The 13043-nt window shown below is 52.6% G+C and carries 16 protein-coding genes; all 16 read right to left on the bottom strand.

All coding sequences use genetic code 11. The features are described from left to right. Positions 1–14: 14 nt before the first annotated feature. The 16 genes from WFK81_RS11460 to WFK81_RS11535 all read right to left on the bottom strand — a co-directional run bounded on the left by WFK81_RS11460 (position 15) and on the right by WFK81_RS11535 (position 13028). Entirely contained in the window at positions 15–686 is a 672-nt protein-coding gene (locus tag WFK81_RS11460) for a LysM peptidoglycan-binding domain-containing protein (protein WP_336786557.1), read from the bottom strand. Continuing rightward, positions 683–3307: a hypothetical protein gene (locus tag WFK81_RS11465; RefSeq protein ID WP_336786558.1), complete on the bottom strand. Its 2625-nt coding sequence runs from the start codon at positions 3305–3307 to the stop codon at positions 683–685. The genes WFK81_RS11460 and WFK81_RS11465 overlap by 4 nt, the downstream gene beginning before the upstream one ends. A 207-nt stretch (positions 3308–3514) precedes the next feature. Beyond that, positions 3515–3955: a phage tail assembly chaperone gene (locus tag WFK81_RS11470; protein WP_336786559.1), complete on the bottom strand. Its 441-nt coding sequence runs from the start codon at positions 3953–3955 to the stop codon at positions 3515–3517. 92 nt (positions 3956–4047) lie between these two features. Further along, the gene (locus tag WFK81_RS11475; RefSeq protein ID WP_336786560.1) at positions 4048–4467 is read right to left on the bottom strand and encodes a phage tail tube protein; all 420 of its coding nucleotides are present in this window, start codon (positions 4465–4467) and stop codon (positions 4048–4050) included. 18 nt (positions 4468–4485) lie between these two features. After that, positions 4486–5901, bottom strand: coding sequence for a phage tail sheath subtilisin-like domain-containing protein (locus WFK81_RS11480; protein WP_336786561.1), 1416 nt, complete (start codon positions 5899–5901; stop codon positions 4486–4488). Positions 5902–5907: 6 nt separating this feature from the next. Continuing rightward, positions 5908–6144 (bottom strand): hypothetical protein, encoded by a 237-nt coding sequence (locus tag WFK81_RS11485; protein ID WP_336786562.1) that lies wholly within the window; start codon positions 6142–6144, stop codon positions 5908–5910. 15 nt (positions 6145–6159) lie between these two features. Then, positions 6160–6402 (bottom strand): hypothetical protein, encoded by a 243-nt coding sequence (locus WFK81_RS11490; protein WP_336786563.1) that lies wholly within the window; start codon positions 6400–6402, stop codon positions 6160–6162. Between the two features lie 239 nt (positions 6403–6641). Continuing rightward, a complete protein-coding gene (locus WFK81_RS11495; RefSeq protein ID WP_336786564.1) occupies positions 6642–7133 on the bottom strand; it encodes an HK97 gp10 family phage protein in 492 nt (163 codons plus the stop codon). Beyond that, positions 7118–7486: a hypothetical protein gene (locus tag WFK81_RS11500; RefSeq protein ID WP_336786565.1), complete on the bottom strand. Its 369-nt coding sequence runs from the start codon at positions 7484–7486 to the stop codon at positions 7118–7120. Before WFK81_RS11500 ends, WFK81_RS11495 begins: the two co-directional genes overlap by 16 nt. Before the next feature lie 11 nt (positions 7487–7497). Beyond that, complete coding sequence (locus tag WFK81_RS11505) at positions 7498–7845, bottom strand: hypothetical protein (protein WP_336786566.1); 348 nt, start codon at positions 7843–7845, stop codon at positions 7498–7500. Between the two features lie 85 nt (positions 7846–7930). Continuing rightward, positions 7931–8944 (bottom strand): major capsid protein, encoded by a 1014-nt coding sequence (locus tag WFK81_RS11510; RefSeq protein WP_336786567.1) that lies wholly within the window; start codon positions 8942–8944, stop codon positions 7931–7933. A 78-nt stretch (positions 8945–9022) separates the two neighbouring features. Beyond that, positions 9023–9439, bottom strand: coding sequence for a hypothetical protein (locus WFK81_RS11515; protein ID WP_336786568.1), 417 nt, complete (start codon positions 9437–9439; stop codon positions 9023–9025). A 60-nt stretch (positions 9440–9499) separates the two neighbouring features. Continuing rightward, positions 9500–10297, bottom strand: coding sequence for a hypothetical protein (locus WFK81_RS11520; protein ID WP_336786569.1), 798 nt, complete (start codon positions 10295–10297; stop codon positions 9500–9502). 154 nt (positions 10298–10451) lie between these two features. Then, positions 10452–10670, bottom strand: a complete 219-nt coding sequence (locus WFK81_RS11525; RefSeq protein ID WP_336786570.1) for a hypothetical protein — start codon at positions 10668–10670, stop codon at positions 10452–10454. A 4-nt stretch (positions 10671–10674) separates the two neighbouring features. Continuing rightward, positions 10675–10953, bottom strand: coding sequence for a hypothetical protein (locus WFK81_RS11530; RefSeq protein ID WP_336786571.1), 279 nt, complete (start codon positions 10951–10953; stop codon positions 10675–10677). Continuing rightward, positions 10950–13028, bottom strand: coding sequence for a phage minor head protein (locus WFK81_RS11535; RefSeq protein ID WP_336786572.1), 2079 nt, complete (start codon positions 13026–13028; stop codon positions 10950–10952). Before WFK81_RS11535 ends, WFK81_RS11530 begins: the two co-directional genes overlap by 4 nt. Positions 13029–13043 lie beyond the last annotated feature (15 nt).

A 13043-nucleotide genomic window follows, 5' to 3' on the forward strand; every position in this document is an offset into this window, starting at 1 on the left:
TATCAGGCGTATACTCATACCTTATAAACCTGGCCCGGGTAAATTAAATTCGGATTCGGCCCGATTACCGCTATGTTATCGTTATAGATTTCCCGCCAGGGCTTCGGTACTTTCTTGCCGATAATCGTAAGCGTATCGCCAGCGACGACGGTATAAGTGTCGGCCTTCGGCGTAGCTGTTGGCGCCGGTCGGTTGGCTGCTGTCTTCCCGGTTACTACCGTTCCGTCAGGCCGTACCTTATTCGGTGTCAGCTTCTTTAATTCTTTGAAGTAGACGCTGTAGTATAGGTCGCCTTCCGCTCCCCGCAGTTTCGGCTTAAACGATTGTAAGTACATGGTCTTATTTACGCCGAAGGCGGCAATAATCACCTGTAAGCTGGTTCCATTATCCTTCCAGGTCGAAAACTGGCTACGGTAATCCAGCGGTTTTTTAAGCAGCGCCGGGCCGACGGCGCAGTAGCTAGAGTCGTGCCGGGCCGGAAAGAACGATTCCCAGCCGATGCCGTCCAATTCTACCCCTGCGGGTATATCGACGCTTCCCAGGTCTAATATATCTACGGTTATCGGCTTTTGGTCGCCGTCGTCGTAGGCAATTTCGCCCGTTGTTGGCAGTACCGGGATGGTTAAACTTTTCCCGGTTTCGTTGTCCTTAATGGTTATTTCTACTACGATGCCCGGCAGCGTCATATCAGCGCCTCCTTATCTGCCGACGTTAAGATAGCAGCCGCTTCCTTAACCCGCGTATACAGTTCGTCAATAAATTTGTCTACCAGGTCGTCGGCGTCTTCGCCAGGCTGCTGATGGATTGTAACCGCCCCTACCAAGCTACCTACATTTACGTCGCCGCCAGCCTTCGCAGACGGTGGCGTAGCGACGCCTACCTGGGTCGGTGCTATATTCGTCGGGGCTGCGCTAAACGACGCAGCAGGGGCCAGCTGCGGGCCTGTGGCTGTCGCCGATACATTAAGCCCCAAGTTCGTACCCGCGAAGGCATTGCTTACGGCGTCCTGTAAAGCGCCTTGTTTTTTATTTACGCCAGTCGCTAGGGTCGTCATTACTGCGCCCCCGCTGTAGGTCAATTCGGAAAGCGGCCCTTTTTTCGCGTCAGAGAAAGGAAGGAATTTTCTTACTTCCCCCAGTATATTCTTAACGGCGTTTATCGGGGCCATAGCCATAGACTTAATCCCATCTACCAGCGTCGTAATAATAGCCTTACCCGAATCGTAGAACAGACTACCCAACCCTTTAAGGAAGTCTATAATACCATTCCATATTCCTTCGAAAATGCTTTTAATGCCGCCCCAGGCCATCTGCCAATCTCCCGTAAGGATACCCAGCGCCGTCTGTATGATTCCGCTAATTATCGCCCAGGCAATTTCGATAACGCTGCAAATTGTATTCCAGACGAATTTTACGACGGCCATAATAACGCCTAAAGCACCCGAAATAATGCTAAATATGACTTGTAATGCGGCCATGATATACGGCCCCAGGGCCGACCATAGGAAACGAATTACACCAAACGCGACGGTAATAATTTTGAGAATAGCGGGCCATATGATAGCAAACCAGTTAAGTACCTTCGTGAAAGCCCCCATAATCGACGTAGCGATAGCTGTAACGACTGGAATTACAGCGGCTGCTACTTGCAGCAGCAGCTTCCATATCAGTATAACGATAGGCCATAAAATTTTGGTTACGGCCCAGGCTACCGCGCCAATGAGTACCATTATCGTAGGCATTACGGCTTTGAAGAATTTATAAAGCGCTGCGGCCAGCGGTACAGCTGCGGCCCATATCTTAGCGAAGGCGTCCTGTACGACGGTAAGCAACTGCTTCGCGGCAGGTAGTATGTTCGTCTTTACCATGTTCCAGGTGTCCAGCATCGTATCTTTAATAGCGGGCCAGTATTTCTTCGCGGTTGCTACCAAAAACTTAAAACCGTTAACTAGGTTGGTAATTACGACGGTAGCTACCGCCTTAATAGTCGGCCAGTATTTTATGGCCTGGGCTTGCAGCCAGGCGAACGCTTCCCCGGCCATTTTCGCTAGCTGCTTAAAAGCGGCGATAGCTTTAGCGATAAACGCCTGCGTACCGTCCGACTTATACCAGGCCTGCATGGCTGAAAACCAGCCCGCTAGCTTCTGCTTCGTTCCTTCGATACCGCCGTTCATCTTAATAAAAAGGCCTATAGCAAGCCCCAGGGCTAGTATCAGCCAGCCTATCGGATTAGTAAGCATGGCAGCGTTCATAAGACGCAAAGCGACGGTCGATACCATTGTCGCCGTCTTCATAGCGCCCATAACCGCGACTAACGCGCCTATAGCAATCGCTACGCCTTCTACGAATGGCTTAATGTTGTCCCAATTCTTCTGTATATACTTGAAAACTGGGGCACTTACCTTCTTAACCATACCGAACGCCCAGGCTACCGTATTCCCAATGTACCCGAAGACGTTCCCGACAACGGTACCGGCCTTGTGTACGTTAGAGATAAAACGGTCGATAGTCCCGCTGTCCTGTAATTCATTCAGCGTACCCAGGAATTTACCTAACTGCGCCTTCGCCCTTTCAAATAGCGGTTGCCCCAGCCGTCGACCCAACGTACCCATGAAATCCTGGGCGTTCGATAACATGCCTTTAAAGCTTTTCGCCTGCATAGCCATACCGCCCTGGAATCGTTTTTCCATTAGCGAGAATAGCGCAGCATTAAAGGCTTTCATATCGGTTATCGTACCTTTGCTATCTATGGGGTTCGCGCCCAAGGCTTTCGCCTGGTCTTGTATCATTTTTTTCGTTATACCGAATTCTTTCAGCCGTTCCAGTTCCCCGGTCTGTGCATCTGCTACGGCTTCAACCGCTTGCATAAGGTCTTTACCCATGACACTAGCCATATCGCCGACTATTCCCAGCGTTTTCTGTGCGCTGATTCCGTAAGCAGACATACGGGTAGTCGCTTCGACTACTTGCGGAATCTCGAAAGGGGTCTGCGCAGCGAATTTATTGGCCCAGGCCAGGGTCTTCGTCGCTTCTTCGGCGCTTCCCATTACAACAGTTAGCGTATTTTGGTACTGCTCCATATCGGCATTCGCGCCTATCAACCAGTCGAAGGCTTTTTTACCTACTGCAATACCGCCCAGCGCAGCGGCTAGCCCCCCCAGCTTTCCTATCAATCCGTCGGCGCTTCCGCTAGCACCGCGCATACTGTCACGAAAGCCATTTGTATTTCGAGCAGCTTCCCGGATACCGCGTGTAAAGTCATTGTCGAAGTAGTTTAGCCGAATACCCATAGTAAATTCACGCGACAAAGTAGTACCCCCTTTCCCATAAAAATGAAATAGCCGCCCGGATAGGCGGCTACTTTTTCTTCGTGTTCTTTTGTTCTTCTTTTATTTTTAGCATGGTAGCCTGGTAAATAAATTCGCGTTCGAACGGCGGCAGGGCTAGTATTTCCGAAGGGAATTTCCCTTTGTCGTTCCATATGTAGCCCAACAGTTTCGCTTCCCCGTTCGACTTTAGGAGTTTTTTACGGCTTCCTGCGTCGCTTTCGCTGCCTTTTGTCCGAAGCCGCTATCGTTCTGTACGGCTACGGCGAAGTTAATAATTTCGCCCGGCGAAAGCAGCTTTGCCAGCGCTTCGTCGGCGGTTGTAACGCCCAGCTTCGCCAGCAGTTCCTTATTTGCAAAGGTAAATGTACTACGCTGGTCTTTGTTAACGGCTGCGATAACTACGCGCGCCATCATTTTATCGTCGTCTACGTCAGGTTCCATACCGCCCGTACCGTTCGGCGTCATTTTCACGCAATCACGTTTAATCTGCTTGTATTCCGCATGGTCTAGCGCGGTATACGGTACTGCGCCCAGCTTGTCAGTTTCATATTCACCCTGCTTTACAGCGGTAAGTTCTGCTGCATCGCGGCCTAATACGTCTTCCAGAGAAATAAATTTTTTATCCATTTGTATAACGTCCCTTCGATTTTGGATTAAATAAGGGGCTAGCCATTGGCCGCCCCTTTTCTGTAGTCTTTACTTCTTTATTTCTTTACTTCTTAAATCGTCTGCATGTATTCGAAAGCGTCGAAAGTGAAGTCCAGTTCGACTTCTACGTTACTGTCTACCGCGAAGTGCATAAGCGGGATACTGTCGAAACTTACGCCCCGCAGCATAACCGCCTCTTGCCCCCGGCTGGTAGGGTCAGCAAGAACGCCCCGTAATACGAATTTCGCTGTAGGATTGTCGGCGATTTTCTTCTGCAAACGGCTGTCGATTTTCAGCAGCGTTAGGCTGCCGCTACCCGTACCGCCCATTACCTTATGGGTGGCAAGGAATTGCCCTGGCAGGTTAATTTCTTCCTTGTTCAGTTCGACGTTAGCTTCGAATTCCTGGCAAGTTTGAAATTCCTGGCCGTTTTCGTCGTATAGGTGGCCGTACTTGCCGTTAATGATTTCGTTACCGTCAATGTTAGGCATTTATCTGCGCCCCCTCTCTTAGAAACGTACGCCAAATTTCTGATAGATTTTTTCCATGCTATCAGTCGGCCAGTATTCGCAATAGAAAAATGCTTCGTCAATACGTGCCGTATGGCTGGCTTTGTCGCCGTGGTAGTCGCTGTCTTCCCGGTAGCTGTATGTCGGCTGGATAATTTCATCTTGGGCCAACCCTCTAAAGAAGGCATCTTCCACTACAGCAGCGAACGCCTGGCGCGCAGCCTGCGTATTCGACTTCGTTTTCTTGTATTCGTCGCCGAACGTCTCCGTAGCCCGATTAACGTAGTCGATTATCCGGGATACGCGCATCTTTTTCATTTCGGCTTTTTCGTCGCCAGTCGGTGCGGATAGCGTGTTAACGCCTTCGTCGATAACGACTTTACCGCCTTTCATGACAAACAGTAACGTACCTTTTTGCTTCGCCAGGATACGGTTCGCCTTCGTAAGCGGGGCCTTCGAATTGACTTTAACGAACGGCGTTACCTGGTCGGTTACGCTGGTATTCAGCGGTCGGCTGCATGCGTAAGCCGCCAGGTAGATAGCCATATCTGCGGAAGTATAGCCGTCGCAGCCGTTGCCGACGTTAATCATGCCCCGGTAGTTAATGGCTACGCTTTTCGCATTCGGCAGCGTGAGGTCGCTGTCCCAGGTCGCTAGGCCGCCGCGAAAGCCTTCCAGGTAAAGTCCTTCATCGCGTACCCGTTTTACCCAGGTTTCGAATACCGTTAATACGGCTTCGTCTGTAACGCCATCAAGCGCGACAGCGTTCGCGCTGGCGTCTACTTCGACTTCCGTAAGGAAGGTCGAATATTCGGTAACGGTTGGTACTGCGCCGTTATTACCGCCCGTAAAGGCGACGCCTGCACTGTTCGAAGGCAGATTCGTTCCCTGGACTTTAACGCGGATATATGGGCTGGCTGTAATCTTTGCCGCCAGGCCTGCAATAGTGTCGGATTCGTCGGCCCACAAAAGTACGCCGCCTTCCGTAAGTTCCAGGCGTGTAGTGCCGCTCGCTAAGCCAGGCTTAACCGCAACAGAGAATGCGCGGTCGGAGTGGTACAGGGTTTCTAGCGTCCAAGTCGTACCGCTGGCTACTGGAAGGATTGCTGTGCCTTTCGCCGCAGCTGCAACGGCTAGGCGGTAGCCCAGCAAGGAATTCGGCTTGTACGTTGCGTCTGCGTAAGCCAGGTCGTTAACCTTCTTTGCAGTAAAGCCAGTGACGCCTGCATTATACGCGTCGTTGAAGTCCTTCGCAGAAGCGTAAGGCAGCAGCTGGTTAATTGGTCCCCAGTTCGCCGTAAATGGGAAGGCCGCTACGCCAATTGCGGCGCTTGGCCCCTGGCTGGAAGCCGCCTGAACTAGCGAGTATACCCCGCTAAGTTCCTGGCTTTGGCCTTCAATGTAAAGTCCTGCCATTGTTGGTTATTCCCCTTTCTGTTCGCCGTCGGCTGCCGCAGCTGCGGCGTCCGTTACGGGCTTCGTTATGAATTTTTTTAAGCGTTCGGCTGCGTCTTCCAGCGTCAGGCCATCAGTTACGCCGTAAAGTGCACCGGCCATAACTTCGGGCGACGTATTGAAGTGCGCAGCAGCGGCGATAAGGTCGCTGGGCATAAAAATAGCAGGCGTTTCGGCCTGCTTCGTTTCTTCCTTCTTCGCCATGTCGGCGGCCCCTTTCTATTCGGATAGTTTGTAATGCACTGCGGTAACGACTTTGGTAGCAGGCGGCGCTACTGACGGCTTGCTGCGGCTGTATGTCACTTCGTATTCAACCGAAAGCGGTACGTCCAGGGCTTCGTTTGTTTCGAAGCGCAGCGTAACTTCTTTCAGCCTACCGATAATCGCGCCGCCTTCACCGTACACGTCCAGCAGGCCGTCCCGGTCTTCCAGGTCAAGCTGTAGCCGTTCCTGGTATTGCAATAGCTGCGGAAGGTCGGCAGCAAATAGCCTGCCGTATTGCCGTACCCGGTTAACGAAGACGTAGCGGCTTATATTCCTGTCCCGGCTTCGTTGCGGGGCTTCCCATAAGATTACCGGGCGCGCTACTTTAGGCGGGGCCGCCGATAGCAGCAGACTATTAAGCCCCGCCGTCGCCTTTACCCAGCGGGTAATGGCTTCCAGTTCGTACTTAAAATAATCGCTAATGTCGGCCCCTCCCCTTAACTGAATAATTTTTGATACAGCCGACGGAATTCGTATTCCAGGATTTGCGGCAAGTCGCTTTCCAGTTCACCCATAGCCTTTTCGAACATGTGCGCGCCAGGTATCACCTTCCCGGTTAATACCATGCCGCCGCTATGATTCGGGTCGTAGTGGAAGGTATGTCCGCGCCAGTATCCCGGTACGAATTGCCCGGCCAACTGTGTAAAGCCGTCGTTAACGTGCGGCGCATATTGAACAGCCGTACCGACGAATACGTAAGCCCGGCTGCCTGCTTGCAGTTTAAATACGTTATCCTGGTCGCCCATAGACATACTGCCTTTAAGGCGGCCCGTTCGTACCGGTGTCAGATCGTCTAGGTGTTCCAGCGCCCGCAGGCCCGCTGAACGAAGTATACGGCTTTGGGTATTGGCTACTTCGCTGTTCTGTAGGCTTACCAGCCAACGCTGCCAATCCTTTAGGCCGCTTTCTTCGATTACCCGCCTAGCCATGTTAAGCCGTTATCGGCTTGCTGCGTATTGGCGGCTTCGAAGGCCTTTTTATACGGCAGCAGCATTTTATCAACGCCCAGCAACGGGTTACTACCTTTTTCCCGGCTATAGGAAGAAGCCGGGCCGCCTTCGGTAATAATGCCCGTTGTTGCATCGGTCTGCGACGTTTCGCCTTCCGCAAGGATTTCGAAGGCTGTAGAAACGATAATCTTTAGATTGTCGTCTATGGTCGGGGGTTCACCGCCGATTACACCGTAGCAATAAGCATTCGCGCGTCCTAGGTACTTCGTGACGTCTTCGGCGCTCATGTTATTCGGGTAATAGGTTGGCAGTTCCACAGCTGTAAGGAACATAGGGCTGCCCCTTACTTAATAAGCGCAGCCGCGAAGCCCTGGGCGATTACTGCGGCAATAATTTCGCCCTTCTTCGCGTCGAACGAAATATCTACACCAGCTTCTTTCGCTGCTTCGTAGAGTTCGTCGCGCTTGTACTGCGAATCCAGCGCCTTCGCTTGCAGTTCGGCTTCGGTCGGTTCATTGCCGCCGCCCTGGCCCCCGGCGTCCGGGTTTGCGTCAGCAACTGCGCCGCCTTCCGCGTGTCCCGATTCGATAAGGGAAGCCGCGCTGCGTTCGCTTACTTCGATTTCGTCGCCCACTGCGATGTCTTGACCGCCCAGGGTTACGCCTGCTGCGATAATTTTAATTTTCGGCATTGTGTTTACCGCCCTTCGATTTTTTATTTACAATGCAAAAGGGGCAGCCGTTAAGCTGCCCGGTACTGCTGTTATGGCCCGGCTATTATGCCAGTACCGTAGTTTGGAAAATAAGGTCAGGGTTAGAGATTTTCGGGAAGCTGGAAGCGACAACGTTGATAACCGAACGAGTCGGCATTTTAAGGTCGATTGTTTCCGCGAAAATGCCTGGGCGCATTTGGTTTTCAATTGTCGGCCCCATAAGCTGCTGGCCGATTTCGCCGCCTTCACGCAAGAATACACCTTTCTTTTGGTTCAGCAGGCGCGCCGTTGTGCGGTTGCCCGTATTCGGGTCGCGGTATGTTACGCTGCCGTCGAACGCTTCAATAGGCGGCATGTTGCGCCCGCGAAGGAACGTGTTCACTTCGTCCAAGGTCAGCAGCTTGTCGCTGTAGCCGGTAATGGCTTTGCGCGTTCCCAGGTCGTTAAGGATTTTGTTCACGACTTGCGTAGACGTCATATAAACGTCAGGCGCTACACCGTTCGTATCGATATACAACTGCACCCAGCTTTCGTAATCGGCGACAATAGTCGGACTTACGTCGTCCCACTTAACAGCAGCTACTTTTTTGTTCGCAGCTGGTACACCGAAGTCAGTCGTAAGCAGAATACCGTCTTTGTTATACGTCAGGACGCCTTCGCCTGCGGCCTGCCAGCCCATCCATTCGATACGAGCATCGATATTATCGCGGATTTGCGCGGCCTTACCCAGTAGCTGCTTTTCAGCCAGCAGACGCTTCGTAGGGTCGCTGCCCTTATCCATAAGCGCGGCCAGTTCTTCTTTTGTCACCAGGTAGCCCTGCGCAATATCGGCGATTTCGCCCGATACTTTGCGCATAGGGTCGCGGTCGGTTAACGGTACTTCGGCCAGCCCGCTAACCAGGTTCGCCATATCAGCCTGGCGCGTTACGTAGCTGTCGTAGAATTTCGTATCGAAGGTATCCTGGCGCGGCAAGAAGCGGCCCATTACGTAGGGCTTCTTCTTGATAGGGATTTCCTGAATAAACCGCGTGAAAAGCGGGTTTGCGAATTTTTCGCTGTACTGTGCTAATCCTGCCATGTTCGTAATTCCCCCTGTGGGTGTATTTTTGTTTTTGGGCATGAAAAAGGCCGCCTATGCGGCAGCCTGGGGCGATTCTTATACAGTTACGTACTTGATTTGCGGTGTAGCAGCCTTAAAGCCTGCTGTGCAGCCGATTAATTGGCCTTCCCATACAGCGCCGCGAATCAGCGCCTGGCCGAAAATGACGTCCGGGTTTGTACCGTCGTCCTTTACTTCCAGCTTGATAGACTGGTCAAGGATGACCGGGTTATCGTGCGTCGCCGGGATATTTCCCGTAGCATCTACGACGCCGCCCGCGTTGTACGGCACGTATTTTTTCGTTGCCTTCTCTCTTACCAGACATTGCCCTTCAAGGATAAGCGAACCGGCAGCGAATTTGCTGCCGTCAATCGTACCCCCGATAGGCATTACCTGATAGTCGGCGCTAGCCTTAATTTCTTTGCTGCCCAATACGCTAGATTTGCGAATTTGGCCGTCGTAAGTTCCTGGCATTGTGTGATTCCTCCCATATAAGGTAAGTTGTCTTTACTTCTTTACTTCTTTACTTCTTTCTTACTTGCCGTCCTGTTTGTGGCCGATAAGGTCCAGCATTTCGGCTACCGCCGCGTCTTCTTTCGATTTTGCAGCGCCGCCCTTATTGCCGTCATTACCGCCGCCGCCAGGCGGTTTCCCGGAAAAGTTACCGCCACCATTACCGCCCTTATCGCCTGCGCCTTCGCCGTCGTTATCTTCGTCGCCTGCGCCACTTTCGGGTTTCTTGAATAGGTTCGGTTCGTCTTTCGCCAGCTTCCGCAGTACAAGGTCTACGCTACGCTTATCGGGTACATCGTTTTCGTCGTACTCGATTTCGTCGGCGTAGTCACGAAGGGCGCGTACTACCTGGTTCGGATTAACCGGGGTATACTGGCCGCCAGCGCTTCGCAGTACAGCGTTTTCCAGCGAAAGGTCTTTCAGCTTGCCGCCTAATTCCTTCGCCTTCCCCGCGTCTTTGCGCAGCTGCGCCAGTTCAGCTTCGGTTACGCCTTTCGCGCCTTCCTTCCCGTCGCCTTTCGCCAGGTTGACGATATGCGCCAGCAGGCCCTTATTATCTACGTCCAGGTCAATACCCGCCGCCTTGAATTCCTTACGAATGATTCGGCGCGCGACGTTTACCGCCATGCGGTCTACGTCTTCCTGGCTGTAGATAAGTTCGCCGCCGTCCGGGGATTTCGGGTTGTATTCCAGGGCTTTGTCGTGTTCTTCCTGGGTTACGTCGCCGTCAGCCAGCAGTTCGGCTACCTTCGTGTCGTACTGTTCCTTCGTCAGCTTGCCCGCCTTGTACTTTTCCTGTAATCGTTTCAGCCAGTCCATGACTGTTCCTTTCTTGCGCAGTATGAAGGGCTTCCCCTATATGCGCCCCGTTTGTCTATGCGATACGGGTAAACGGCTATTTGTGGCCCCGTTTCCGGGTATATAGAAAAGGCCCACAGCTGTGAAAGCCTGGGGCCTGTCTATGCTTAGTTAATTAATCCGCGCCGTAAATTTTCTTAACAGTATCCAGCGGCATGTCTTTAGGCATTGGTTTACCTTCGTACTTCTCTTTGTATTGCCATAGCCACCATACCCGCTGCCATCTTGGGTATTTCAGAAAGTCGTCGAACGATAATTCCCGGCCTTCTGTTTCACGAATAAATCTCTGTACTTTCTCAAACCATTCATTTTCAAATATTCCCATGCTTTTCACCTACTTAGATAACAGCCCCAGGGGGCGCGCTACCAGCTTCGGGTACTTCCCCGGTAAATACCGCTGCGGTTAGTACCCTACCAATTATGATACGTGCCGATAAGGCGCTGCGTAGGTGCTGCGTTGTTGTCTGCTGCCCTACCGGGCCTACCAGCTGGCCTTCCAGGTTCGCTTCTTCCATTAGCGCCATGCGAATAGCTGTACCGTTCCCGGTAAGGCTGCCGTCTTGCCATGTTATCTTTACTTCTTGGCTTCCTAGCTTGCCCGTTGCACTAAATTTCATTTTGCGGCCAGTACCCCCATTACAAAGTTATAGTAATCGGGGTCGGTGTCTATCCTGTAACTGCCAGAAAAGACGCTTTCGGCCCCCATAGTAAATATTTCGAAATACGACGTTTCCTTATTCCCGTAGTCCTTGCCCATATAGCGCGAAAGGAACTTATCGAAACGCGCGACTTCTGATTTATCGTACGGTGAATTCGGGTCGCCTTTCCCTATCCATTCCAGGGATTCGCCAGCCGTTCGCCGGTCGTAAAATTGTTTTTCTAGCTTCCGAATTTCGGGCCGAATATGCTCGAATCTGTGGCCGAATTCGTGAATGGCGACGCGGGTTAAATCGTCGTCAGAAGATCCGCTAATCTTAAATTCGGAATGGTAGCCCTTCGGCCCACCCGAATAGTAGCCCCTGCTTATTACTTTCGCGTCCAAGCTGTTAAAACCGTGCGAATCTTCCAGCCATTCGGTCGGGTAAAACTTCTGCGCCCGCCCTAGGGCTTCCTTCGCCTTTGTATGGCTGCCAGGCTCCCAGGTATGTGCCTTCGTGCTGCCCATTGGCCTAATGTCTGCCAGCGTGTTTACCGCAGCGTTGGCCCGTATACTGTCCAGCTGCTTTTTCGCCTGGGCGATTATCTTACGTTTGTCCCGCAGAACCTGGTTCACGTTCCCGTACTTTGACTGGAATTCATTGTACAGGCGCAGGTATTCGGGGTCGCTGGTGTCCATAGAGTTAAGCCGTTGAACAAGGGCATTAGCTGCATTATACAACGCGTCCACTTCTGCCGTCATGTCATCTATGCTCTGCTGTAAGATCGGCGCAGACTCTTTAACCCGCCTTTCGACTTCCTGGCGTACCAGGTCGCCTACCTGGCGGGCCTGTTCTTCCGTGTTTACGCCCTCAGCTATAAGATTCTTAACCGGGTCGGCCCAAGCGGCTGCCGCTGTGGCTGCCGTCGTGGCAGATTTGGAAGCTGCGCCCTTACCCGGATTCGGGCCAGGGGTCGGGCTTGTCCCGCGTTCGTCCCGGCGTAAGTACCGCCTGGCGTCGTCGTTCCGTAGCCGTTCATCTAAGTCTATACCGCGTTCCTTCGCATATTCCCGGTAATCCTTCGCCTTTGTGTAAATTCGTTCGCCGAAAGCGTCCTGGGTATCGCCTTCGCCCCTGGCAATTCGTTCCCCTTCCCTTACGCCCAGGGAAGCCAGTACAGGCGTCCACTTGCAGCGGCAATTAGGATGATTTGGGATACGTTCGCCAGGGCGGCCCGGCATTTCCGGGGTATCGTAGGCCAGGTCGTATATTTTTCGGTCGTTTGCCGCGTCCTTCGGGGCCGTTTTGCTGTCCAGGGTTGCATTCCAACGCTTGCCGTCTAATAGGTCGGCATTTTGCATGAATAAATGGCTTGCCCCTTGACCGGCTGCCCGGTTCATTTCGGTACGGGCCAGCCTTACGGCGTTGTGGTGGCCTTCCCCGGCAATTTCCGTAATGCGTCGGGCTATCCGCTGGGTATCCCAGCCTTTTTGTACGGCTTCTTCGACGGCTTCACGCATCTTCAAACCTAAAAAGGCCGTATTTGCGCGTAGCCGGTCGCCGTAGGTCTTGCCATCGGACAGCCAGGGATTCGCCAGTACGCCCATTACCTGGGCGCTGGTTACTACCGGGGTCAAAATAGCTAGCTGGGCCGCCTGCTGTAAACCGAAGGCATTAAAGTAATAGCTGTCGGTATACGTAAAGGCTAGGTAATTCGTCATTTTACCAGGCTGTTCGGCTTCACGTACATACCGCAGCAGCTGGCTTAAGTGTTCCAGCGCCCGCTGCATGTTTCGGTATTTGGCGTCCTGTATCGGCTGCCTGCGAATCGGTACGCCGTTAGCGTCTACGAGTTCCCCAGCTATTTTCGCCATTTCTTCGCCTATAACCTTCCCGGCCCGCTGCCAAAAGGGCGCGATTTCAGCGGCGTACAGTGCGGCCCGTTTGTCCAGTATGTCGTTATACTGGTTTACGTAGGCTTCCAGGCGGGCTTCGCGTTCAGCTATGTGCTTATCCAGTTCGTCATTTTTCGGCGGCTTTGGATTCGCTGCCATAGCTTACACCCCTTT

Source organism: Paenibacillus sp. MMO-177, assembly GCF_037147795.1.
GTDB lineage: Bacteria > Bacillota > Bacilli > Paenibacillales > Paenibacillaceae > Pristimantibacillus.